The sequence below is a fragment of the Streptomyces sp. NPDC051180 genome (genome assembly GCF_040689545.1).
GTDB lineage: Bacteria > Actinomycetota > Actinomycetes > Streptomycetales > Streptomycetaceae > Streptomyces.
In genome coordinates this window covers 101486-124193 of the sequence record NZ_JBFBBC010000017.1, presented here as the reverse complement: position 1 = coordinate 124193, position 22708 = coordinate 101486, and the positions used below count along the sequence as shown (strand labels likewise).

The 22708-nt window shown below is 74.1% G+C and carries 20 protein-coding genes; 13 read left to right on the top strand and 7 right to left on the bottom strand.

Going from position 1 to position 22708, the window contains the following annotated elements; translation table 11 throughout:
• Position 1: 1 nt before the first annotated feature.
• Genes AB0424_RS26575 through AB0424_RS26565 form a run of 3 tightly spaced genes read right to left on the bottom strand, consistent with a single transcriptional unit; the run spans position 2 to position 4306 of the window.
• On the bottom strand, positions 2-1768 hold the full coding sequence (locus tag AB0424_RS26575; RefSeq protein WP_366309061.1) for a condensation domain-containing protein: 1767 nt from the start codon (positions 1766-1768) through the stop codon (positions 2-4).
• A gap of 49 nt (positions 1769-1817) precedes the next feature.
• Positions 1818-3122 (bottom strand): DUF6271 family protein, encoded by a 1305-nt coding sequence (locus AB0424_RS26570; RefSeq protein WP_366309060.1) that lies wholly within the window; start codon positions 3120-3122, stop codon positions 1818-1820.
• Entirely contained in the window at positions 3104-4306 is a 1203-nt protein-coding gene (locus tag AB0424_RS26565; protein ID WP_366309059.1) for a phytanoyl-CoA dioxygenase family protein, read from the bottom strand. The genes AB0424_RS26570 and AB0424_RS26565 overlap by 19 nt, the downstream gene beginning before the upstream one ends.
• Positions 4307-4712: 406 nt before the next feature.
• On the opposite strand from AB0424_RS26565, the gene AB0424_RS26560 reads away from it, so the two are divergent.
• From AB0424_RS26560 to AB0424_RS26540, 5 genes are all read left to right on the top strand, one after another.
• A complete protein-coding gene (locus AB0424_RS26560) occupies positions 4713-5573 on the top strand; it encodes a hypothetical protein (protein WP_366309058.1) in 861 nt (286 codons plus the stop codon).
• A gap of 60 nt (positions 5574-5633) precedes the next feature.
• On the top strand, positions 5634-5891 hold the full coding sequence (locus AB0424_RS26555) for an acyl carrier protein (protein ID WP_366309057.1): 258 nt from the start codon (positions 5634-5636) through the stop codon (positions 5889-5891).
• Between the two features lie 156 nt (positions 5892-6047).
• On the top strand, positions 6048-7256 hold the full coding sequence (locus AB0424_RS26550) for a histidine kinase (RefSeq protein ID WP_366309056.1): 1209 nt from the start codon (positions 6048-6050) through the stop codon (positions 7254-7256).
• Positions 7253-7918 carry a response regulator transcription factor gene (locus tag AB0424_RS26545; protein ID WP_366309055.1) on the top strand — a complete coding sequence of 222 codons (666 nt, stop codon included), beginning with the start codon at positions 7253-7255 and terminating at the stop codon, positions 7916-7918. The genes AB0424_RS26550 and AB0424_RS26545 overlap by 4 nt, the downstream gene beginning before the upstream one ends.
• Positions 7919-8066: 148 nt before the next feature.
• Entirely contained in the window at positions 8067-9713 is a 1647-nt protein-coding gene (locus AB0424_RS26540) for a glycosyl hydrolase family 8 (RefSeq protein ID WP_366309054.1), read from the top strand.
• On the opposite strand, the gene AB0424_RS26535 is transcribed toward AB0424_RS26540, so the two are convergent.
• Positions 9654-11381: an FAD-dependent monooxygenase gene (locus AB0424_RS26535; protein WP_366309053.1), complete on the bottom strand. Its 1728-nt coding sequence runs from the start codon at positions 11379-11381 to the stop codon at positions 9654-9656. The genes AB0424_RS26540 and AB0424_RS26535 overlap by 60 nt on opposite strands.
• Before the next feature lie 178 nt (positions 11382-11559).
• Here AB0424_RS26535 and AB0424_RS26530 point away from each other — a divergent pair, with 178 nt between their 5' ends.
• Positions 11560-12003 (top strand): hypothetical protein, encoded by a 444-nt coding sequence (locus AB0424_RS26530; protein ID WP_366309052.1) that lies wholly within the window; start codon positions 11560-11562, stop codon positions 12001-12003.
• An 84-nt stretch (positions 12004-12087) separates the two neighbouring features.
• Positions 12088-12570 (top strand): SAM-dependent methyltransferase, encoded by a 483-nt coding sequence (locus tag AB0424_RS26525; protein WP_366309051.1) that lies wholly within the window; start codon positions 12088-12090, stop codon positions 12568-12570.
• A gap of 28 nt (positions 12571-12598) precedes the next feature.
• On the opposite strand, the gene AB0424_RS26520 is transcribed toward AB0424_RS26525, so the two are convergent.
• From AB0424_RS26520 to AB0424_RS26510, 3 genes are all read right to left on the bottom strand, one after another.
• The gene (locus tag AB0424_RS26520; RefSeq protein ID WP_366309050.1) at positions 12599-13189 is read right to left on the bottom strand and encodes an isochorismatase family protein; all 591 of its coding nucleotides are present in this window, start codon (positions 13187-13189) and stop codon (positions 12599-12601) included.
• Positions 13190-13341: 152 nt separating this feature from the next.
• On the bottom strand, positions 13342-14679 hold the full coding sequence (locus AB0424_RS26515) for a carboxyl transferase domain-containing protein (RefSeq protein WP_366309049.1): 1338 nt from the start codon (positions 14677-14679) through the stop codon (positions 13342-13344).
• Between the two features lie 221 nt (positions 14680-14900).
• Positions 14901-15359 (bottom strand): cyclic nucleotide-binding domain-containing protein, encoded by a 459-nt coding sequence (locus tag AB0424_RS26510; RefSeq protein WP_366309048.1) that lies wholly within the window; start codon positions 15357-15359, stop codon positions 14901-14903.
• A gap of 199 nt (positions 15360-15558) precedes the next feature.
• Here AB0424_RS26510 and AB0424_RS26505 point away from each other — a divergent pair, with 199 nt between their 5' ends.
• The 6 genes from AB0424_RS26505 to AB0424_RS26480 all read left to right on the top strand — a co-directional run bounded on the left by AB0424_RS26505 (position 15559) and on the right by AB0424_RS26480 (position 22670).
• Positions 15559-16314: an amino acid ABC transporter ATP-binding protein gene (locus AB0424_RS26505; RefSeq protein ID WP_366309047.1), complete on the top strand. Its 756-nt coding sequence runs from the start codon at positions 15559-15561 to the stop codon at positions 16312-16314.
• 83 nt (positions 16315-16397) lie between these two features.
• Positions 16398-17246, top strand: a complete 849-nt coding sequence (locus AB0424_RS26500) for a glutamate ABC transporter substrate-binding protein (protein WP_366309046.1) — start codon at positions 16398-16400, stop codon at positions 17244-17246.
• A 10-nt stretch (positions 17247-17256) separates the two neighbouring features.
• Positions 17257-17922 (top strand): amino acid ABC transporter permease, encoded by a 666-nt coding sequence (locus tag AB0424_RS26495; protein ID WP_366309045.1) that lies wholly within the window; start codon positions 17257-17259, stop codon positions 17920-17922.
• The gene (locus tag AB0424_RS26490) at positions 17919-18821 is read left to right on the top strand and encodes an amino acid ABC transporter permease (protein ID WP_366309044.1); all 903 of its coding nucleotides are present in this window, start codon (positions 17919-17921) and stop codon (positions 18819-18821) included. Before AB0424_RS26495 ends, AB0424_RS26490 begins: the two co-directional genes overlap by 4 nt.
• A gap of 93 nt (positions 18822-18914) precedes the next feature.
• Positions 18915-20504 carry a molybdopterin-dependent oxidoreductase gene (locus tag AB0424_RS26485; RefSeq protein WP_366309043.1) on the top strand — a complete coding sequence of 530 codons (1590 nt, stop codon included), beginning with the start codon at positions 18915-18917 and terminating at the stop codon, positions 20502-20504.
• Between the two features lie 51 nt (positions 20505-20555).
• On the top strand, positions 20556-22670 hold the full coding sequence (locus AB0424_RS26480; RefSeq protein ID WP_366309042.1) for an NB-ARC domain-containing protein: 2115 nt from the start codon (positions 20556-20558) through the stop codon (positions 22668-22670).
• The last annotated feature ends 38 nt before the right edge of the window (positions 22671-22708 follow it).

The following is a 22708-nucleotide window of genomic DNA, read 5'->3' as shown; positions in this document are numbered from 1 at the left end:
GTCACATCTGCCGGTCGCGACCGGACCCTTCCGTGAGTATGTGTCGCCGCAGCCACGCGCTGCCTGCGTCGGTGTCCTCCGGCGGGTCCCGGACGATCACGTACCGGCGGGGGGCCAGCACTCCGGGACGGCCGGGCAGGGTGTCCATCAGCGCCGCGTGGGCCCGCTCCGGTGTGATCGGCGCTCCGCCCGAGGCGACGAACGCGGTCAGGACCGGCCCGCCGCCGTCCTCGGCCGGAGCCTCGCCCGGCGGCGGCGCGTCGAGGGAGACGTGGACGGGCACACCGCCGAGGGCCCGGCTCAGGGCGTCCGCCACGGCGGACGGGGACACCCAGGAGCCGTCCACGAGGTGCCACTCCGCGCCCCGTTCGACCGGCCGGACGCCCGTGACCCCGGTGAGCCGGTCGAGCGGCACGTCCTCCTCGGCCGCAGCCTCCAGGAGCCGTACGAGACCGGTGAGGAAGTCCTCGGCGGCGGTACGGGGGAACAGCCCCGGGTCCGCCCACAGCGACAGGTGGAGCAGGGGGTCGGCCTGGTGGACGAAGGCGAGCAGCCGGGTCGGCAGCACCTGGTCCGGGCCCCACTCCAGCTCCAGGTCCGGCCCGTCCGGCTCCGCGGAGGCCGTCGGGGCTCCGGCGGGGAGCGTGCTCACGTCGTTGAAGACGACGTCGCGGGTGAAGCGGCTGCCGCGCTCGAAGGTGGTCCGCCCGATCATGTCCCAGAGCGCGACCGCGTCGAACCGGCTGTGCCGGTAGGCGTTGAGCGCGGCGCCCCACGCCTTGCCGAGCAGCGCGTCGAAGGTCGCGGCCCGCACGTCGAGGCAGAGCAGCGCGTCCTGCGACAGGGTGTTCACCGAGCGGGCCAGCCGCGGCAGGAACCGGTTGGAGGTCGGCACGGCCGTGACGCAGGCGGTCTGACCGGCGCGGTGCGCGACGAGCGCGCACCAGGCGGTCAGCAGCACCGTGGCCGGCAGTCCGCCGGTCCGCTCCGCCACCCGGGCCAGCGCGCGGGCGCCGCGCCGCGAACGGAGCGTCAGGCACGGCACCCGTACCTCCGCGCCCGCGGCGCCCGGCTCCGCGAACATGGCCTGGGGCCCGGTGCGGACGATCCGCTCCCAGTGGTCCAGCGCGGCCCGGGACTTGCGGAGTCCCGCCGGTGTCGCCTCCTCCGCGGCCAGGCCGAGCGGTGTCAACGCCGTGACGTCGGGCAGTCGTTCGCCGGCGAGCAGTGCGAGCCACTCCTCGCGGAGCACGGAGAGCGCGCTCACGTCGGTCACGGCGTGGCTCGCCGCCAGGGCGACGTACGCCGGGGCCCCGGCCACGGTGACGAGGGAGATCCTGAGCGGGAAGTCCCGGTCGAGCCGGAAGCGGTCGACGCGGGCCGCGCGGGCCAGCGCGTCGGCGTACGCGGCCGGTTCGGTCGGGAGCGCGTCGTGGTCGAGCACGGTGACGGTGAACGCGCCCTCGGCCGCCACGACCTGTTCGCGGGGGACGGCGCCGCCCGGGGCGTCGGGAAAGGTCGTGCGCAGGCCCTCGTGCCGGACGGCCAGGGTGCGCAGGGCGTCGATCGCCGCGCCGGTACGGGTTCCCGCCGGTACCGGCCACACGTCATGGATGTTGATCTGCACGGGTTCGTCGCGCAGCACGCACCGGATCATGTTGGCCTGCCCCATCGTGACGGGGCCGCGGCGCGGCTCGCCGCCGGAGTACGCGACGGTGACCGTGCGGGTGTCGTGCGGGCGCGTCGGCCCGTCCGCGGTCACCGGCACGGGGCGGGCGGGGTCGTCCGGGGGCCGGGGAGGGGCCGGGGGCGGCGGGTCATGCGGGGCCTTTCGCGGATGGGGCGGAGCGGATCAGGGGTTCCCAGGCGTCGATCAGGAGGGCGAACTCCTCCATGTCCCGCCGCGCTTCGTCGAGGAGGCGGCCGGCGCGGGAGGCGAGGACGTCCGCCGTCTCCGCGTAGCGGCCGCCCAGCGTGCGGTAGGAGCGGTCGAGCACGTCGAGACGCGCGGCGATCTCCGCCGGGTCCAGCAGGGTGCTCTCCCGGACGAGGGCGGCGACGGCGCCGGCGCGGACGTGCCCCCGGTCGTCGAGCAGCGTCTCGCCGGCCTCCGCCATCCGGGCGTACACGGTGTTGAGGTACGCCGAGGCCAGCAGGAACTTCGCGAACCGCAGCTGGTAGGCGAGGAAGCCGCCGTCGGAACGACGCTCTCCGGTGTGGAAGTTGACGATGTGCCGGTTGTGGAGCACGCCGGGCAGGCGGGCGTCGTGGACCAGGTGGAGGAGGAAGTAGTCGGTCCCGATGGTGTCGGTGGCGGGCGGCAGCGGCACCCGGCCGTAGACGGCGCGGTCGAGGCCGATGTTGCACATGTCCACGCGCATCGGGTTGACGTCCGTCAGGGTGGACACGTCGACGGAGAAGGCGGCGGTCCCGGCGCCGCGGAAGGACTCCTCGATCAGGTTCCGGCGCCAGATCTCCGGATAGCCGTCGGGCACCGACAGGCCGATGACGTCGTGGTAGACGGCGGGGTCGAGTCGGCGGATCTCCTCGACGTCCACCGACATCTCGCCGACGAACGACGCGCCCACCATGGCCACGGGCCGGTCCGCGCAGGCCGGGTCCAGCCTGCTCCGGGTCACGAGGCCCGCCGCCTCGACGGCCGGGCGGCCGAGGGAGGTCAGCTCGTGGTGGAAGGGGAAGACGGGCTCGCCGTCCTTGGACTGGTAGCGGCTGTCGGAGTCCCGCCGGTGGACCGAGGCGCATCCGAGCGCCTCCGCGACCAGGAACGCGCGGTCGGTGCAGGCGCCGTAGGAGACGCGGTCCGGCAGCAGCAGGCCGAGGATCCGCTCGGGCTCGGCGAGGCCGGACCGGGCGATCACGTCCCGGAGGAAGGCGCGCTGCGCGTCCTCGTCGAGGTGGTGGACGACCACGCCCGGCGCCGCCGGCAGCGCCCGCACCGCCTCGCGGTGCCGGGCCAGCACCGGCGCGTCGGAGGAGTCCAGGATCAGGAGCCGCACCTCGACGCCGAAGTGCCGCGCGCCGTAGGCGGCCTCCTCGGCGACCGCGGCGATCGTCTCGGGGCAGGAGCGGTGGGTGGGGAGCGTCAGACAGACACGGCGCACGCCGGCTCCCCGCTCTGGGTCGCGGTCGCGGTCGCGGTCGCGGGAGAGCCGGTGACGGCCGGTGCGGAGGCCGCCGGTACGGGAGGGACCGAGGCCGGGGCGGCGGCCGTGGCCCCGCCGGTGTGGTCGTCGGCGGCCGGGTCGTCCGCCTCGTGCCAGGAGGTGAGTCCGAGGAGACGGCGGCCGAGCGGGGTCAGTTCGGCCGTGGGGTACCGCTTGGACTCGTGCAGGACGGGGTCGCCGACCAGGGTGCGGTTCCAGCGCGGGGTGCGCAGGTGACGCCAGGAGTCGACGCGGGACTTCCGCAGCCGCTCGTGCTCTTCGAGCGCGGGCATCATCGAGAGGTACTGGACCGCCCGCACGCCGTCCGAGGAGATGTTGCGCGCCACACCGTGGGCGAGCAGACCGTTCCAGATCAGCAGGTCGCCGGGGCGGAGTTCGGGCCGCACGACGGGGAACTCGGCGCGGTCGACGTCGGGCCGCAGCGGGTCGCGGTCGGCCGGGCTGCCGGTCTTCCACTCCTCGAACCGCCGGAAGAGCTCGGGGTCGCACTGGAAGCCGCCCGTCTCGGGCGTGGTGTCGTTGAGCGCGATGATGCCCTGCACGCGCTGCGGCGGGACGCCGAGCGTGGTGTCGATGTCCCAGTGCAGCTCGATGTCGAAGCCGCGGTCGCGGGCCTCGATCAGGGCGCGGTCGCGGTTGCGGACGTTGGGCGGGTTGAGGTTGAGCCGGTCCAGGGTGACCCACAGCTCCTCGCAGTCCCAGACGTCGACGAACGCGTCGTACACCCGGCGGGCCTGGCGGTTGTCCCAGAGGAGCTGGTGGTGGTACGCCTCCACGAAGCCGTACACGTGGAGCTGGCGGTCCAGGTCCGAGCGGAACGGCCGGTCCTCGTACCAGCTCTCCGGGCGGTGCGGGTCGAGCCCCTGGAAGTCCCAGGTGAAGTCGAGCAGCCTTCCGGCGACCGCCGCGGGCACGGCCTCCCGCACGATGACGTAGCCGTACGTCTGCCAGTGGGCGAAGTCCTCCTCGGAGAGGACCCGCAGCGGGCGTGACTTGGTGAGCTCCCGCAGGGTCGTCTGCGCCAGGTAGGACTCGCCGTCGGCGCTGAAGTAGGGACGGTCCGAGGCGGCCCGGTGGAGGAAGGGGCGCCGCGGGCGGCGGTCGGCTGCGGGTGTCGTCATGTGGTCCCTCCGAGGCAGGGGTCGGGGCCGGCGGAGCCATGTCGTTGAGCAGAATTGGTGTAGACCATCTGTTCTGTCAAGTCGGGTTCCGACATGCGGAGTTGTGTCGCCTTCGCGCGGAGAAGGTGCTTGGTCGAGGGGTCGCAGACCGGCCTCCGAGGGGCTGACTTTGGTCTAGACAAGTCGCGAGCGGCTGGCCTAGTGTCCCCATGGGCGGTCCGTCATCTGACGGCTCGTCGGCCGTCCTGTGTCCCGCGCGCCGCGGGTCGACGCCGCCTCGCGCACAGGCCGTTCGGCTGCCTCCGCGGACCCCGGCGCGCGGAGCCCCCGGCCGGCCGCCACCGGCCGGCCGGCACACCCGCCGAAGACCTCGACTGTTCGTCCACGCCCAGAGGGAGCGGTTTCCATGAGCACACCCGGCACCACGGCCTTGCCCGACGGCGGCCTGAAGAACCCCGGTGCGGGCCTGATCACGCTGGACCCGGTCCACACCGCCCTCCTGCACGGCCTGGACGGCCTGCTGACCGGGCTGGCCGCCCGGCTCTCCGCCCCCGAGGTGACCGGCCCCCCGCTGCTCTCCGTGGAGAGCCTCGCCCGGCTGGACTTCTTCCGGAACTTCCCTCATCTCGGCGTCTCCGCAGGACGGTTCACGCCCGAGACGCTCGACGGCCTCGCGGCCGGCGAGGAGCCCGGCGGCCTGCCGCTCCGGCCGACCGGCTACCTGCTGCCCTCCGCCACCTGCTACGGACTGCTGCTCTCCCTCGAAGGCCGGGACGTCGGCGACGAGGGGCTGCGGCTCTCCGCCGCCGGCCGCTGCTTCCGCAACGAGACCCACTACGACGGGCTGCGCCGCCTCTGGGGCTTCCACATGCGAGAGGTCCTCTACCTCGGCACCCAGCAGGGCGCCGTCGAACACCTGGAGAGCGGTGCCGAGTTCGTCCGGGAACTGGCCGTCCGGCTCGGCCTCGACCTCACCCGGGCCACCGCCGACGACCCCTTCTACGACAAGGGCGGCTCCCGGGCCCGGCTGATGGCCCTCGACCCCGTCAAGCACGAGTTCAGCGCCCCCGACGGCACGGCCATCGCCTCCGTCAACCGCCACCGCAACTTCTTCGGCGAGCGCCTGGACATCCGCGCGGGCTCCCACGGGCCCGCCTACAGCGCCTGCGTCGCCTTCGGCGTCGAACGCTGGGTCCACGCCGTGATCCTCGCCCACGGCACCCCCGAGCGCGCCCTCGACCGGGTTCTCGACGCCGCCCGGGTCTGACCCCGGAGCCCCGCCGCACCACCCAGCCCCCACCCCGAGGAACAGGAGCGACCCCGCCCCATGGAACGCATCACCGACTGGCTCCACGAGAAGAACCCGGGCCTCGACGGCGCGATCGACGCCGACGAGGACCTCATCGAGGCCCGGCTCATCGACTCCATGGACTTCCTGGAGTTCATCGACCTCCTCGAGGACATGTCCAGCAGCTCCATCGACCTCCAGGAGGTCACCATCGACGACTTCCGCACCCTGAACCGCGTCCGGGCCCGCTTCCTCGACGCCACCGGTCCCGCCGCCGCCCCGGCCCCCGCCGGCTGACCGGTCCCGCCCACGGACCGGCCCCGGACGGCACGGCGGTGGACCGCGCCGCGCACAGGGCCGGCCCCACCGCCGCGAGCGGGGCGGGAGGCAGGCCCGTGGGCGTACGCCCCGGGGCCGATGTCCGGGCGGAGGCCCGCGCCTACGATCGGGATCATGACCGCCACCCCGACCGAAGCCCCGCCGAGCGGGCGGGTGGCGACGGTCCTCGCCTGGTGCGCGGCCGTCGCCCACCCGTTCGTCCTCTTCCTCTCCCTGGGGACGGGCCCGTACCACTCCACCCGACTGCGCCTCCTGCTCGGGGCGGTGGCCGTGGGGGCGACCCTGCCGCTGGCGCGGAGGCGCCCGCTCGCTGCCCTCGCGCTGCTGCTCGGCGGCCTGCTCGCGGCGGCGACGACCCGGCCCGAGAGCGTGCTCCTGTACCTGCCGGTGCTCGCCGCCGACGCCGTCGTCGGCCGGATCGCCGCACTGCGCCCGCCGCGGGTCCTGCTGCCGGTCGCACTCGGCGCGCTCGTCGTGCAGATTACGGCCACCACCTTCATCACGTCCGGGCAGGACGTGTTCGTCAGCACGAGCGTGGCCCTCGCGCTCGCCCTGCTCACGGCGCTGCTTCTCGGCCGGTCGGTACGAGAACGGCGCGGTCACGCGGACCAGTTGAAAGCCGCGGCGGCGGCGGAGGCGGTGGCCGCCGAACGGCTGCGGATAGCCCGTGAGCTGCACGACGTGATCGCGCACAGCATCGGGGTCGTCGCCATCCAGGCCGGTGTCGGCCACCGGGTCATCGAGACCCAGCCCGCAGAGGCCCGCAAGGCCCTCGCCGTCATCGAGTCGGTCAGCCGGGAGACCCTCTCGGGCCTCCGCCGCACCCTCGGCGCGCTGCGGACCCCGGCCGAGGACTCCCCGGTGCCCGGCGAGGCGCCCCGCGCACCCGCTCCGGGCCTCGCCGACCTCGACCGGCTCGCCGCGTCGACGGCGGACGCGGGCGTCCGTGTGGAGGTGCGTCACCTCGGCGACCCGGGGCGCCCGCTGCCGCCGGAGGTCGACCTTGCCGCGTACCGCATCGTGCAGGAGTCGCTGACCAACGTCGTCCGCCACGCCGCCGCGCCCGACTGCCGGGTGACCGTGGAGCGGACCGGGGACGCCCTGGTCGTGGAGATCGCCGACGACGGTCCGGCGCGGCCGGCCGGCTCCGCCGACGGCGGCCCGGGGGGCGCCGGCGGCGGCTACGGCATCGTCGGGATGCGGGAGCGGACCGCGCTCCTCGGCGGGCGCTTCTCCGCCGGCCCGCGCCCCGGCGGAGGCTTCCACGTCACCGCGCTGCTGCCGCTCCCCACCGCCCGCCCGGAAGGAACCCCCGCCCCGTGAGCCCGCAGATCCGCGTCCTCCTCGTCGACGACCAGCCGCTGGTCAGGGCCGGTCTGAGGGTCCTGATGGCCGACAGTCCCGACCTCGTGGTCGTCGGCGAGGCGGGCACGGGCGACGAGGCGGTCGGGCAGGCGGCGGAACTCCGCCCGGACGTCGTCCTGATGGACGTCAGGATGCCCGGCATGGACGGCATCGAGGCGACCCGGATCGTCACGGCGGCGCCCGACGCGCCCCGGGTCCTGGTCCTGACGACCTTCGACGACGACGCGTACGTGTACGGCGCGCTGCGCTCCGGGGCGAGCGGCTTCCTGGTCAAGGACATGGCCGTGGACGACATCCTCGCCGCGATCCGGGTGGTCGCCGCCGGCGACGCCCTGCTCGCGCCGGGCGTCACCCGCCGTCTCATCGCGGAGTTCGCGGCCCGGCCGGAGCCGCGGGCGCGGCCGGTGCGCGAGCCCGCGTCGCTCTCCCAGGTGACCGCGCGCGAACGCGAGGTCCTCGTCCTCGTGGGGCGCGGCCTGTCCAACGGCGAGATCGCCGAGCGCCTCCACATCAGCGCGGCGACGGTCAAGGCGCACGTGGCGCGCCTCTTCACCAAGCTGGACGCCCGCGACCGGGTCCACCTGGTCATCCTCGCCTACGAGGCCGCCCTGGTCCCCTGACGGCCGGTGGCTCCTCCTCCGGATCGACCCAACTCCGTTACCCGGGCGTCATGTCGGAGGTCTTGCGCCGCGCTGCGGGGCTCTCTACTCTCCGCCAATGGTTAGGAATATTTCCTATCTATTGGCCAGAGAGAGAAAGGGAGTTGTCATGCGGAGACGAAGTGCCTCGCTGCTCGGACTCGCGGGTCTGCTGGCGTTGCCCCTGACGGTCGTCGACCACGCACAGGCGGCCGACGCCGTGGTGTCCACCGGAAAGTCCGTGACGGCCTCGTCCGTCGAGACCTCGGCGTTCGGGCCCGCCCTCGCCGTGGACGGCAGTGGCTCCACCCGCTGGGCGAGCGCGGAAGGAGTCGACCCGCAGTGGATCAGGATCGACCTCGGAGCGAACCACACGATCTCGCGGGTGAAGCTCGACTGGGAGGACGCGTACGGCAAGACGTACCGCATCCAGACCTCGCCCGACGGCACGACCTGGACCGACGTCTACTCGACCACCACCGGTGACGGGGCGACCGACGACCTGACGGTCTCCGGCAGCGGCCGATACGTCCGGATGTACGGGACCGGGCGCGGCACCGCGTACGGCTACTCCCTCTGGGAGTTCCAGGTGTACGGCGCCCCCAGCGGCGGCGGCGGGGGAGGCGGCACGGCGGTGCCCTTCGGCAGCCACCTCAAGCCCTACACCGCCGGCACGCTGAAGCCCTCGGGCTCGCAGAGCACCGTCGACCAGAAGGTCGTCGACTACTACAACCGCTGGAAGGCCGCCTTCGTCCGGCAGAACTGCGGCAACGGCTGGTACCAGATCATCTCGCCCGACGCGGACCACCCGTACGTCGCCGAGGCCCAGGGCTACGGCATGGTCGTGACCGCGACCATGGCCGGCGCCGACCCGGACGCGAAGAAGATCTTCGACGGCCTGGTCAAGTGGAAGATCGACCACCCCTCCTCGGTCAACCCGAACCTGCTCGCCGCCGAACAGGACACCGCCTGCAAGAGCGTCAACGGCGGTGACGGCGCCACCGACGGCGACATGGACGTGGCCTACGGCCTGCTCCTCGCCGACAAGCAGTGGGGCAGCGCCGGCACCTACAACTACAAGGACCTCGCGCTCAAGCACATCGCCGCGATCAAGAAGGACGAGCTCAACCCGACGACCAAGCTCCTCAAGCTCGGCGACTGGAGCAGCTCCGGCGACCAGTACTACTACATCACCCGCACCTCGGACTGGATGGTCGACCACTTCCGCGCCTTCCGCACGGCCTCGGGCGACACGACCTGGGACGCCGTGCGCACCGCGCACCAGACCCAGATCTCCCGGCTCCAGTCCACCTACGCCTCCGGCACGGGTCTCCTGCCCGACTTCGTCGTCGACACCAACACCACGCCCAAGCCCGCCCCGGGCCAGGTCCTGGAGGACCCGAACGACGGCGCCTTCTGGTGGAACGCCTGCCGGACGCCGTGGCGCATCGCCGACGACGCGGTGACCAGCGGCGACGCCACCTCCCTCGCGGCGGCGCGGAAGCTCAACGGCTGGATCAAGTCGAAGACCGGCGGCGACCCCAACAAGATCGCCATCGGCTACAAGCTCAACGGCACCCAGATCTCCTCGGGCAGCGAGGCGGCCTTCTTCGCCCCGTTCGCGGTGGCGGCGATGACCGACTCCGGCAGCCAGGCATGGCTGGACGCCCTGTGGAACAAGATGCTGGCCACGCCGATCGACACGAGCAGCTACTTCTCAGCGAGCATCCAGCTCCAGGTCATGATCACCGTCTCCGGCAACCACTGGGTCCCGTAGCCCCGGGTCGACGGACAGACCGCTGAGGTAGCCGGACAGGGCGGCCCCGGTGTCCGGGAGCGGGAACCGGGCGCCGAGCTGCCCGTCCGGGCGGACCACGAAGCCGGCCGCGCCGCCGGGGAGGTAGAGCCGTGCGAACTCCCCGGCGGCGTCCCGGTACAGCGGCGCCGCCGGACCCCGGCCCGCCTCCGACGGAAGCGCGGCCTCGTCCTGTCGGGCCTCCCGGGCGAGCACGGCGAGCGGCTCCACCTCGCCGGCGGCGGCCCTCACCAGGTCCGCCGCCCCGGCCAGTCGGACCGGGTCGTCCCCGTACAGCAGCACCACATGGCCGGTCCGGCCGCGCAACACGTCGAGCAGCCGCAGCGGATGGGCGGCGAGCGCCGTCGTCAGACCCGGGCAGTCCGGGGCCCGGTCGCCGGGCTGGGGCGCCTCCTCCGGTCCGTACGGGGCGCCCGAGAGCGGCCCGTCGCGGTACTCCACCAGCAGCTGGGCCTCGCGCAGGAGCAGGGTCCGCCGGTCGCCGGGACCGGACTCCATCCCCTGGGTGGCGTGCCGGACGGTGCGCCCGACGATCTCCTCGCCGACCGGGCGGCGCTCGGCGTCGTAACTGGCGAGGAGTGCGGGCCCGGCCCCGCCGCGGAGCACCAGGGCGAGCTTCCAGGCCAGGTTGCAGGCGTCCTGCACCCCCGTGTTCATGCCCTGGGCGCCGGTCGGCGGATGGATGTGGGCCGCGTCGCCCGCGACGAACACCCGCCCCTCGCCGTACCGGTCGACGATGCGGTGGCTGATGCGGAAGACCGAGGACCAGCGCAGCGCCGAGAGCCGCGTGGGCCGGGGTGCCAGCCGGTCGACCACCGCCTGGAGGTCGGCGAGCCCGGGGCCGTCGCCGCCGTCCAGACCGTGCGCGACACCGTCCGCGGGACGGTCCGGGGCCCCCTGCGCGGCCGGCGCCTTCATCGACATCCGGTAGCGCCCCGTGCCCGGCAGCGGAATGCACACCAGGACGTCGGCGGAACCGCCGTCGGGCGAGGGACGGCTGGAGCGCACGCCGTAACCGTGCGGCAGGTCCCAGTCCGCCTCGACGTCGCCCAGCATGTACGCCTCCGGGAACGCGTCGCCCTCGTAGGAGAGGCCCAGCGCCTTGCGGACCGTGCTGTGCGCTCCGTCGCAGCCGATCAGGTACCGGACCCGCAGCTCCTCCTCGGCGCCCGACGCGTTCCGCAGCCGGGCGGTGACCCCGTCCGCGTCCTGCGTGAACGACAGCAGCTCGGTGCCCCGCTCGACGACGGTGCCGAGACCGGCGACGTACTCCTCCAGGAGGCGCTCGGTCTCGTACTGGGGCAGCGCGGCGAAGCCGTACGGCACCTCCGGCGGCAGCGACAGCTCGATCCGGCCCTGCTCCCGGCCGTCCACGTAGAGCAGCTGGCCGCGCAGCGGCACCGCGGTCTCCAGGACGTCCCTGACCAGCCCCATCCGGTCCCAGAGTTCGAGGGTCCGCGGCTGGATCCCGACCGCCTTGGCGTACGGCAGACGCGCGGGCAGCCGGTCGACGATCCGGCAGCGCACGCCTCTGCGGCGCAGCTCGGCCGCGGCGCTCAGGCCGACCGGCCCCGCGCCCGTGACCAGTACCTCGGGGGCGGCGTGGGTGTCCGTGGGGGAGTGGGCCATGGTTCCTCCCGGTGATGCCCGGCCTCCGGCCAGATCCCGTGCGTACGTCCATGGTCACCCGGCGCCGTCCGCTCGGCGAGCCGTGCCGGCCCGCGCCCGTGCCCCCGGCCCGCGCCCGCGCCCGTGCCCCCGGCCCGGCACGGGAACCGCGGGAGGCCCCACGGCGTCCGTCACCGGCATGAGCGAGAACGCCCCCCACGGGAGACGGCACGGGGACGGGTCCGGCGACGAGGAGCGGTACGACGAGGAGACCCACGAGGGAGAGGAGCCGGAGGAGGACGAGCCGGGGGACGGCCGGGCGGAGAGCGCCGTCGGCTGTCTGCTCTCCCTCGCCGGGGTCGCGGTCGTCGGGAGTTTCGCGCTGACCCGTGCCGGCTACGTCATCGACGGCGGCTTCGAGGGGGAGGCCCGGGACTGGGGCACGATCCTCGTCGAACTGCCGCTGATCCTCCTGGCCGGCGTCGTCGTGCCGCCGCTGGCCTACGCGACCGCCTCCCGCCGGCTGCGCCCCTGGCAGGCCGCGCTCGTCTGCGGCGCGGTCGTCGCCCTCGGCCTCTGGGGCCTCTCCGAGGGGTGGCAGCCGCAGCAGCGGCCGGACCGGGGGGACGGGCCCGGCCTCTGACGCACCCCCGACCGGCCCGAGCGGTACGGTGCCGGGGCGCCGGGGCGGCCCGCGCGGAGAACCCGGAACAGGAACGAGGCGCACATGGAACAGCAGGAGACCCCGGCGACGGTCGTGTCGTACCCCGTCGGGCACGTGGTCGGCGGCCGCCAGGAGGTGCGGGACGACGAGTGGGGCGACGTCGAGTCGGTCGTCCGGCTCGACGCGGCGTCCTTCGGCCCCGAGGCGCTCGCCGGCCTCGACGCCTTCTCGCACGTTGAGGTCGTCTACCACTTCGACCGGGTGCGGCCCGACGCCGTCCAGACCGGCGCCCGGCACCCGCGGGGCAACACGGAGTGGCCGCTCGTCGGCATCTTCGCGCAGCGCGGGAAGAACCGCCCCAACCGCATCGGCGTCTCGCGGTGCCGCCTCCTGCGCACCGACGGCCTCGACCTCCATGTGCGGGGCCTCGACGCCGTCGACGGCACACCGGTGCTCGACATCAAGCCGTACATGGCGGAGTTCGGCCCCCAGGGTCCGACCACGCAGCCCGCCTGGGCCGACGAGATCATGCGCCGCTACTACTGAGCGGGCCGCCGGTGTGCCGGGCGTCGCATCAGACGAGGACGACCGGTGCGCCGGTGAGCCCGACACCCGCGGCGCGCAGCTCGTCGAGGGCGGCGACGGTGCTGTGGGCGGCGGCGCCGACGGTGTAGTCGAGCAGGACGCGGACGTCGAAGCCCGCGCGGACGCCGTCGAGTGCGGTCGCCTTCACGCAGTGGTCGGTCGAGATCCCGACGACGTCGACGCCGGAGACCTCGCGGTCGCGCAGCCACGGGCCCAGGGCCGTGCCGCCCTCGGTCGCGCCCTCGAAACCGCTCTTGGAGGCGGAGTGGGCGCCCTTGAAGAAGACCTCGTGCACCTCGCCGGAGGCCACGACGGACGCGAAGTCCGGGTGGAACTCGGCGCCTTCGGTGCCGGCCACGCAGTGCACCGGGAACGAGTCCGCGAAGTCGGGTTCGTCGGAGAAGTGGCCGCCCGGGTCGACGTGGTGGTCACGGGTGGCGACGACGTGCGCGTACCGTCCGTCGGACCGACGGACGAGGTCGGCGATGGCGACGGCGCGGTCGGCGCCGCCCTTCACGGGGACGTCGCCGCCCTCGCAGAAGTCCTTCTGCACATCGACGACGATCAGGGCACGGCGCACGGGAGATGCCTTTCCTCAGGAGGTGGAAGAGAACTTCCATCGTCCTGGTCGCGCACCCCGAAGAGCGTTTCACGCGCCCGGTGTTCACCCGATCGGGATCGTGGGCGTGGGGTGCGGCGACGGGCCCGGCGCCGTACCCGTGCCGCGGGGCGTCAGGGTGTCACGATGCCGCGGACGACGCCGAGGTCCAGGAGGTCCTGCGGGCGCAGGCGGAGCTGGTCCGCCGTCGTGTCGGCCTCCTCCGGCGGCCGCTTCAGGATGGACGCCGCCAGTTCGGGGGCGATCACCGAGAAGTAACTGTCCGCGGTGGCCCAGAGGTTGACCGGGGAGGCGAGGGCGAGGGCGCCCCCGGATCCGCCCTCGCCGATGAGCAGCGAGGTGAGGGGGGTGCGGGCGGTGGCGACGGCGGCGAACAGGTCGGCGATCGCGGGGCCCGCCCCGGCGTGTTCGGCCGCCGGGTCGTTGGCCGCTCCCGGGGTGTCGACGAGGGTGAGGACGGGGATGCCCAGACGGCCGGCGAGGCGGACCAGCCGCGCCGCCGTACGGAACCCGGCGGGGCGGGTGGCGGTGCCGCACTGCGCCGCGTAGGCGACGGTGGTGCCGTCGTCGAGCCGGCCGAAGCCGCAGCGCATCCCGGGGTCGACACCGCCGCAGCGGTCGCCGGAGATCTCCTCCCGGAGCGTGAAGTGCGCGTCGAGGTACGCGGGGGCCCGGGGCCGGTCGGGGTGCCGGGCGTCCGCCACCGCCTCCCGGCCGGTCGACGCGGGCGACGCGCCCGGCAGACCCAGCGCGCGCGGCGGTGCGACCGGGCCCTCGGCGGGCCGGGTGAGCAGGCCGAGCCAGCGGCCGAGGGCGGCCCGCAGCTCGGCGGCCGGCACGATCGCGTCGACGTGGCCGTGCGCGAGCTGGGACTCGGCGGTGTACGCCGCGGGGTCCGCGTCCGCCGGGCGTACCCGGGAGCCGGCGAACCCCACCTGGGCTCCGGGCAGCGCGAGGACGACATCGGACCCGGCGCCCAGGGTCGCCCAGCCGCCGCCCGTCGTCGGATTGCGCAGGACCGCGATCTGGGGCAGCCCGGCGGCCCGCGTCAGCTCCGACTCCCGTGCCAGGAACTGCAGTTGCAGCAGGGCCCGCATACCCTCGTGCATCCGGCTGCCGCCGGTGGCGGGCAGGACGACCACGGGGAGCCGGCGCGCGCGGGCCAGCCGGTGCGCCGCGACGGCGCGCGCGCCCGTGCCCTCGCCCAGGGAGCCCCCGAGGAAGCGGAACTCGAAGGAGACGATCACCGCCGGGACCCCGCACACCGTGCCCGTGCCGCAGACCACCGACTCGCTCTCGCCGGTGCGCTCGGCGGCCCGGTCGCGGGCGGCGGAGTACCCGGGCCAGCCGATCGGCCCGTCGCCGGCGAGGGGCTCCTGGACGTAGGGCAGTTCGGAGAAGTCGTCCGCCACGAGGGCGATCGCCTCACGTGCCGTCCTCGGGTCGCTCATGGGGCCTCGCCGCTCGTCGCCGGAGTGTGCGTACGGGTGGGGTCAGGGGGCCCGCAGGCGCGGCCCGTTCGTGCGTTCCCACCGTACCGCCCGGTCCGGCGCGGGCCGGGCGGCGGGCGTTCGACTGCGGCGTGCCCGGGCCGTCCACCGGCCGCGGGACGGCCGCCGGCCGCCGGCGCCACGGCGACGCACCCCCTTCCCGCCCGCGGGAGGGATGCGGATCAGGCCAGGATGCCGCTCCCGTGCGGGGCGTAGAGGTCCAGCAGGCGGACCCGCGTCACATGGAGGCGGTGGGCCAGGATCGAACCCACCCAGTAGGTGACCGAGGCGCCGAACTCCCGGTCCGAGCGGCACATCGACCGCACGGCAGGCGCGTCGAACTCGTACGCCCTGACCGGCGTCATCGCCTCGGCGCCCGACTGGCAGAGATACGGCGGGAAGAGCCAGGACAGGCCCACCAGCTCGCCGTGGCGCAGGGTCTCGATCACCGGCGCCCCCCGGCCGGGGACCTTCGCGTCGAGCGTCACCGCGCCCGTCTTCACGATCCAGAACCGGTCGGCGTGCTGCTGCTCCTCGAAGAGGCGGTGGCCGGAATCGAAGTACACGTCCTCGGCGAAGGCCATCAGGCGCTCGCGGTGCTCCGGCGGCAACGTGCTGACCTTGGGTGCGGCACTGCTCATGGCGGACCCTCCTCGCGCACTCGACTCCCACCCCCAGTGTCCGCCAGGGCGTGGGCACCCGCCCCCCGTCCGGGACGTCACGTCCGGGCACCGGGCATCACCCTGTGTGCACCCCGTCCGGCGTGCGCGGCCCGGGCCGAGGGCGGAGCATGAACCTGAGAGGGAACGGCAGCTCGGGGGAGCGACCCAGGAGGGTGCCATGCCCGTCCCGGACGGTGGTGACGCGCTCGTCGTGCTGCGCGGGGTCGACAAGCACTTCGGCCCCCTGCACGTTCTCCGGAGCATCGACCTCACGATCCACCGCGGCGAGGTCGTCGTCGTCATCGGGCCCTCCGGCTCGGGGAAGTCGACGCTGTGCCGGGCGATCAACCGGCTGGAGACCATCGACGCGGGCGAGATCGTGGTCGACGGCCGGCCGCTCCCCGCCGAGGGGAAGGAGCTCGCCGCCCTCCGGGCCGATGTCGGCATGGTCTTCCAGTCGTTCAACCTCTTCGCGCACAAGAACGTCCTCGACAACGTCACCCTCGGGCAGATCAAGGTCCGCAGGAAGGACCGCAAGGCCGCCGAACAACGGGCCCGCGCCCTGCTCGACCGGGTGGGGGTCGCCAGCCAGGCGGACAAGTACCCGGCGCAGCTCTCCGGCGGTCAGCAGCAGCGGGTGGCGATCGCCCGGGCGCTGGCGATGGACCCGAAGGTGATGCTCTTCGACGAGCCCACCTCGGCGCTCGACCCCGAGATGATCAACGAGGTCCTGGAGGTGATGCAGCAGCTGGCCCGGGACGGCATGACCATGGTGGTCGTCACCCATGAGATGGGCTTCGCCCGCTCCGCCGCCAACCGGGTCGTCTTCATGGCCGACGGGAAGGTCGTCGAGGAGACGACCCCGGACGAGTTCTTCGGCAACCCGCGCAGCGACCGCGCCAAGGACTTCCTCTCCAAGATCCTCCACCACTGAGCCCGCGGAAGCGGCCCGAACCGAGATCCTCCCCACTGAGCCCGCGGAAGCGGCCCGACCAGCAGCCCCCAGGGGTGATCCACATGAACGCGCTCAGGACCGGCAGGACCAGCGTCGCCGTCGCCGCGGCCGTCGTCCTCTCCGTCACCTCCGCCGGATTCGCGCACGGCGCGGCCGGCGACGCGCCCCGCGACCACGGGGACGACCAGATCACCATCGGCATCAAATACGACCAGCCCGGCATCGGCCTGAAGACCCCCGACGGCACCTACACCGGCTTCGACGTGGACGTGGCGACCTACGTCGCCAAGCAGCTCGGCCACGACCCCTCCGACATCGTGTGGAAGGAGGCCAAGAGCGCCGACCGCGAGACGCTGCTCCAGCGCGGCGACGTGGACTTCATCGCCGCCTCGTACTCCATCAACGACAAGCGGGCCGAGAAGGTCGACTTCGCCGGCCCCTACCTCCTCGCCCACCAGGACGTCCTGATCCGGGCCGACGACGACTCGATCAAGAAGCCGTCCGACCTGAACGACAAGAAGCTCTGCTCGGTCACCGGCTCGACCTCCGCGCAGAACGTCAAGGACAAGATCGCCCCGGATGCCCAGCTCCAGGAGTACGGCGGCTACTCCGAGTGCCTGACCGGACTCGAGAACGGCGTCATCGACGCCGTCACCACCGACGACTCCATCCTCGCCGGATACGCCTCGCAGCCCGAGTTCAAGGGCAAGTTCAAGCTCGGCGGCTTCGAGATGAGCAACGAGAACTACGGCATCGGCGTCCAGAAGGGCAGCGAGCTCAAGGCGAAGATCAACGCGGCGCTGGAGAAGATGGTCGCCGACGGCTCCTGGGACGCCGCCGTCGAGAAGAACTTCGGGCCCGCCGGCTACCAGAACGAACCGGCCCCGAAGATCGGCGTCATCGTGAAGTGAGCCGGCCGCCGTGTTCGACTTCCTGGAGGGCTACGACCTGCTGGGAGCCTTCTGGACCACGGTCCAGCTGACCGTCTACTCCGCGATCGGCTCCCTCGTCTGGGGGACGCTGCTGGCCGCCATGCGCGTCAGCCCCGTCCCCCTCATGCGGGGCTTCGGCACCGTCTACGTCAACATCGTCCGCAACATCCCGCTCACCGTCATCATCGTCTTCACCTCGCTCGGCCTCTTCCAGACCCTCGGGGTCAGCCTCGGCGCCGACCGGTTCACCGTCATCAACTTCCGGCTCGCCGTCCTCGGCCTCACCGCCTACACCAGCGCCTTCGTCTGCGAGGCCCTCCGGTCCGGCATCAACACCGTCCCCCTCGGCCAGGTCGAGGCGGCCCGCGCCCTCGGACTGAGCTTCCCGCAGGTGCTGCGCATCGTCGTGCTGCCACAGGCGTTCCGCTCCGTCGTCGGCCCCCTCGCCAACGTGCTCATCGCCCTCACCAAGAACACCACCGTGGCCGCCGCCATAGGCGTCGCCGAAGCCGCCCTGCTGATGCGGGAGATGATCGAGAACGAGGCCCAGCTCATCCTCATCTCCGCGATCTTCGCCGCCGGCTTCCTCTGCCTCACCCTGCCCACCGGCCTGTTCCTCGGCTGGGTGGCCAAGAAGGTGGCGGTGAAACGGTGAAGAGCACCCCGACCGTCCTCTACGACGTCCCCGGCCCTCGTGCCCGGCGGCGCAACCTCCTGTGGACCCTCCTCTTCCTCGTCGGCCTCGCCGCCGTCGCCTGGTGGGTCGTGGCGAGCCTCGCCGACAAGAACCAGCTCGAATGGTCCAAGTGGGCCCCCTTCTTCACCGATCCCCGCGTCTGGGAGACGTACCTCCTGCCCGCCCTGAAGAACACCGTGATCGCCGCCGCCCTCGCCATGGTCATCGCCCTGCCCATGGGCGCACTCCTCGGCATCTCCCGGCTCTCCGACCACCGCTCCGTCCGCGGCGCGGCCGGCACCGTCGTCGAGTTCTTCCGGGCCATCCCCGTCCTGATCCTGATGCTCTTCGCCAACGCCGCCTACGCCGAGTTCACCGACATCAGCCCCGACACCCGTCCCCTGTACGCGGTCGTCACCGGCCTGGTCCTCTACAACGCCTCCGTGCTCGCCGAGGTCGTCCGCGCCGGCATCCTCGCCCTCCCCGCCGGCCAGACCGACGCCGCCCAGGCCATCGGCATGCGCAAGGGCCAGACCATGACGTACGTCCTGCTCCCGCAGTCCGTCACCGCCATGCTCCCCGCCCTCGTCAGCCAGCTCGTCGTCATCGTCAAGGACACCGCCCTCGGCGGCGCCATGCTCGGCTTCTCCGAGCTCCTCGCCTCGGTACGCCCGATGAGCGCCAACTACGGCGCCAACACCATCGCCTGCTTCACCGTCGTCGCCGTCGTCTTCGTCGCCCTCAACTTCGCGCTCACCACCTTCGCCTCCTGGCTGGAAGGACGGCTGCGCCGCGGCAAGAAGTCCACCGGTGCCGTCGTCGGAGCCGAGGCCGTCGAGGAACTGGCGACCCCCGGCGAGCACCGGGACGCCCCCTGACGCCCTCGGGGCCGCCCCACCCGGCCGCCCGCCGGGTCCCCCGCCCGGGTGAAGGCGCCCATCCGGAGGGCCCTGCGTGCCGAAGAACCCAGCATGGACACCACCAGGGCCGAGCGGGACCCGGCGTACGCGCCCACCCGCACCGACCGACTCCTCGCCGCGCTCGGCGGCCTCGTCTCCGCGTACGTCTCCCTGGCCGTCGCGGAGCTCGTCGCCTCGCGGGTCCGCCCCGAGGCGGGACCCGTCCCGGCCGTCGGAGGAGCGGTCGTCGACCGGACACCGGCCGGCCTCAAGGAGTGGGCGATCCGCGCCTTCGGGGAGAACGACAAGGCCGTCCTCCAGCTCGGCATCCTGCTCCTCCTCGGGGTCCTCGCCCTCGGGGTCGGACTGCTCGCGCTGCGTCACCGCCGGCTCGGCTCGGCGGCCGTCGGCGCCTTCGGCCTCCTCGGCGCCCTCGCCGCCGTCACCCGCCCCGGCTCCGACTCCGCGGTGGACGCCGTCCCCTCCCTCGTCGGCGGGCTCGCCGGAGCGCTCCTGCTGTACGCGCTGACCGGGCGCCTGCGCACCCCGAGGCCCGGCACCGACCGGGCGGACCGGCGCGGCTTCCTGATCGTCGCCGCCTCCGCCGGCATCGCCGCCACCGGCGCCGCCGCGCTCGGCAGGGCCGTCGGGACCCCGGTCTCCGAGCGCGCGGCCGCCTCCCGCGCGGCCCTGCGGCTGCCCCGGCCGACCTCGCCCGCGCCGGCCGTCCCCGCCGGAGCCCAGCTGCCCGTCCCCGGCATCGGCCCGTTCGTCACCCCCAACCGCGACTTCTACCGCGTCGACACCGCGCTCGTCGTCCCCAGGGTCGACGCCGACCGCTGGCGGCTCCGCCTGCACGGCAGCGGCGTCCGCGCCGAACGCACCTACACCCTGCGGGAGCTGATGTCCCGCCCGACCGTCGAGCGGGACATCACCCTGGCCTGCGTCTCCAACGAGGTCGGCGGCCCCTACGTCGGCAACGCCCGCTGGCTCGGCGTCTCCCTCGCCGACCTGCTCCGGGAGGCCGGCGTCCGGCCGCCCTCCCAGGGCGGCCCCGCCGACCAGCTCGTCGCCCGCTCCGTCGACGGCATGACCATCGGCACCCCCGTCGAGGACGTCATGGACGGCCGCGACGCCCTCCTCGCCTTCGGCATGAACGGCGAACCCCTCCCCTTCGCCCACGGCTTCCCCGTCCGCATGGTCGTCCCCGGCCTCTACGGATACGTCTCCGCCTGCAAGTGGATCGAGTCCGTCGAACTCACCACCTTCGACGCCTACGACGCCTACTGGGTCCCGCGCGGCTGGGCCGCCCAGGCCCCGATCAAGACCCAGTCCCGCATCGACACCCCCCGGCCCTTCGGCCGCCCCGCCGCCGGGACCGTCATGGTCGCCGGAGTCGCGTGGGCCCAGCACCGCGGCATCCGCCGGGTCGAGGTCCGCGTCGACGACGGCCCCTGGCAGGACGCCCGGCTCGCCGCCCAGGACAGCAGCGACACCTGGCGCCAGTGGGTGTACCCCTGGACGGCGACCCCCGGCCGCCACACCCTCACCGTCCGTGCCACCGACGGCACGGGCACCACCCAGCCCGAACGGCGCACCGACACCATGCCCGACGGCGCACAGGGGTGGCACTCGGTCGTCGTCACGGTGGAAGGTGGATAACGAACCTCCGCCGCACCCCCGTTCGGAGCCTTCATGAGGGACACTGCTCCCGTGCGTGGACATCTGCCGGACGAGAACCCCGGTTTCGTGGGGCGCCGCACGGAACTGGAGCGAATATCCGCCGCGTTGGCGGAGCATCGCCTCGTCACCGTGACCGGCGTCGGGGGAGTCGGGAAGACCCGGCTCGCCCTGCGCGCGGCGCACCGCGCCGCCGACCGCCACCCCGACGGGGCCTGGTGGACCGACCTGGGGCAGCTCGACGGCGAGCGCCTGCTGATCGCCCTCGTCGCCGACTCCGTCGACCTCTCCGACCACACCCCCGGCATGGCGAGCACCGGGCTCTGCCGGCGCCTGGCCGACGACCGCCTGCTGCTCGTCCTGGACTCCTGCGAGCACCTGGCGGAACCCTGCGCCCGGCTCGTCACCGAACTGCTCGCCGCGGCCCCCGGCCTCACCGTGCTCGCCACCAGCCGGTGCCCCCTCGGAGTCGAGGGCGAGCACGTCGTCGCCCTCGACCCGCTGCCGCCCGCCGGACAGGACGCCCTGGAACTCCTCCGGCACGCCGCCGGCGAGGACTTCCCCGCCGTCGGACCGGCCGGCGAGATCTGCGTACGCCTCGAAGGCATCCCGCTCGCCCTGGAACTGGCCGCCGCGCAGATCCGCCTCCAGGGCGCCGAGGCCGTCCGCGACCAGCTCGGCAGCCGGTTCGACGCCCCGCCGGGCACCCGCTTCGACCTGCTCGCCCACACGGAACGGGTCTGGCCGAGCCGCCACCAGACGCTGCGCGCCGCCATCGGCTGGAGCCACGAGCTGAGCGGGCCGCTCGAACGCCTCCTGTGGGCCCGGCTCTCCGTCTTCCGCGGCCCCTTCGACCTCGCGTCGGCCACCGCCGTCTGCGTCGGCGGGCCGCTGAACCGCGCGACCCTGCCCGAGGCCCTCGCCGGACTCGTCCGCGCCTCCGTGGTCCGGCCCGCCGACGCCGCGGGACGGCACCGGATGCTCGACACGATCCGCGAGTACGGGGCGACCTGGCTCGACCGCACCGGCGAGACGGGGAAGGTCGCCGACCGGCACGCCGCCCACTTCCGGGGTCTGGCCCGCCGGGCCGAGAGCGAATGGCACGGCGCCCGCCAGCTCCGCTGGTACCGCGGGGTCGACGCGCACCACACCGACCTGCGCACGGCCCTGGACCGGCTGCTGCGCACCGACCCCGACGCCGCCCTCGACCTCGTCGGCTCCGTCGCCTTCGCCTGGTCGTGCCGCGGCCGGCTGCGCGAGGCCCGCGACGGCCTCGAACAGGCCCTGCTGCTCAGCGAGGCCCGCGGCCGCGTCCGGGCCCGCGCCCTGTGGGCGCTGGGAGTGACCCTCGTCCTCCAGGGGGAGTTCGGCCCCGCGCAGGACATCAGCGAACAGTGCGCCCGCGAGGCGCGGCACGCCGAGTACCTCGGCCGCCCCGACCACCCCGACGACCCGCACCCCGACGGGAGCAGGGACCCCGGCGGCGGCCGCGACCGGCCCGGCGACCTCACCCTCGACGCCGCCGCCCTCGCCGGACTCCTCGCCCTCACCACCGGCCGCCCCATGGCCGCGCACGTCGTCGTGGGCCACGTCCTGGACGCCGCCCGCGGCGGGCCCGCCGACTCCGCCGCCCGGCTCCGCTGCAACCTCGTCCGCGTCTTCGCCCTCACCGGCCTCGGCCGACTCGGCGAGGCCCGGGAACGGGCGCTCGACCTGCGCGCCCGCTGCCAGGAGCTGGACGAGCACTGGACCCGCACCGCCCTGGAGTACCAGCTGGCCCTCACCGGCCTCCTGGAGGGCGACCCGGCCGCCGCCGCCGGCCACGCCCGCGCCATGCTGGAGGGCACCCGCAGCCTCGGCGCCATCCTCGGCGTCGCCCTCGGCCTCGACGTGCTCGCCACCGCCCTCGCGGCGGCCGGCGACGGCGAACGCGCCGCCGACGTCTCCGGCACCGGCGAGGCGTACTGGCGCTCCACCGGCCAGCCCCGTCGCGGCCTGCCGGGGCTCCGGGCCCTGCACGAGAAGTACACGGACACCGTCCGCGCGTCGATCGGCGACCCCGCCTACGAGGAGATCTTCGGCCGGGCCCTCACCGGCCTCCCGCAGGACGGCCTCGACCGTGCGCTGCGCGGCCCCCGGCAGGGGTGAGGACCCCCGCCGCGCCGAGGTGCCGGGCCCCCGGGCCC

Coding starts and splice junctions, on each gene's coding strand:
- AB0424_RS26565 (WP_366309059.1), bottom strand. CDS start 4,306: ATGACGACACCCGCAGCCGACCGCCGCCCGCGGCGCCCCTTCCTCCAC.
- AB0424_RS26510 (WP_366309048.1), bottom strand. CDS start 15,359: ATGAGCAGTGCCGCACCCAAGGTCAGCACGTTGCCGCCGGAGCACCGC.
- AB0424_RS26515 (WP_366309049.1), bottom strand. CDS start 14,679: ATGAGCGACCCGAGGACGGCACGTGAGGCGATCGCCCTCGTGGCGGAC.
- AB0424_RS26525 (WP_366309051.1), top strand. CDS start 12,088: ATGGAACAGCAGGAGACCCCGGCGACGGTCGTGTCGTACCCCGTCGGG.
- AB0424_RS26500 (WP_366309046.1), top strand. CDS start 16,398: ATGAACGCGCTCAGGACCGGCAGGACCAGCGTCGCCGTCGCCGCGGCC.
- AB0424_RS26560 (WP_366309058.1), top strand. CDS start 4,713: ATGAGCACACCCGGCACCACGGCCTTGCCCGACGGCGGCCTGAAGAAC.
- AB0424_RS26505 (WP_366309047.1), top strand. CDS start 15,559: ATGCCCGTCCCGGACGGTGGTGACGCGCTCGTCGTGCTGCGCGGGGTC.
- AB0424_RS26540 (WP_366309054.1), top strand. CDS start 8,067: ATGCGGAGACGAAGTGCCTCGCTGCTCGGACTCGCGGGTCTGCTGGCG.
- AB0424_RS26485 (WP_366309043.1), top strand. CDS start 18,915: ATGGACACCACCAGGGCCGAGCGGGACCCGGCGTACGCGCCCACCCGC.
- AB0424_RS26550 (WP_366309056.1), top strand. CDS start 6,048: ATGACCGCCACCCCGACCGAAGCCCCGCCGAGCGGGCGGGTGGCGACG.
- AB0424_RS26530 (WP_366309052.1), top strand. CDS start 11,560: ATGAGCGAGAACGCCCCCCACGGGAGACGGCACGGGGACGGGTCCGGC.
- AB0424_RS26555 (WP_366309057.1), top strand. CDS start 5,634: ATGGAACGCATCACCGACTGGCTCCACGAGAAGAACCCGGGCCTCGAC.
- AB0424_RS26535 (WP_366309053.1), bottom strand. CDS start 11,381: ATGGCCCACTCCCCCACGGACACCCACGCCGCCCCCGAGGTACTGGTC.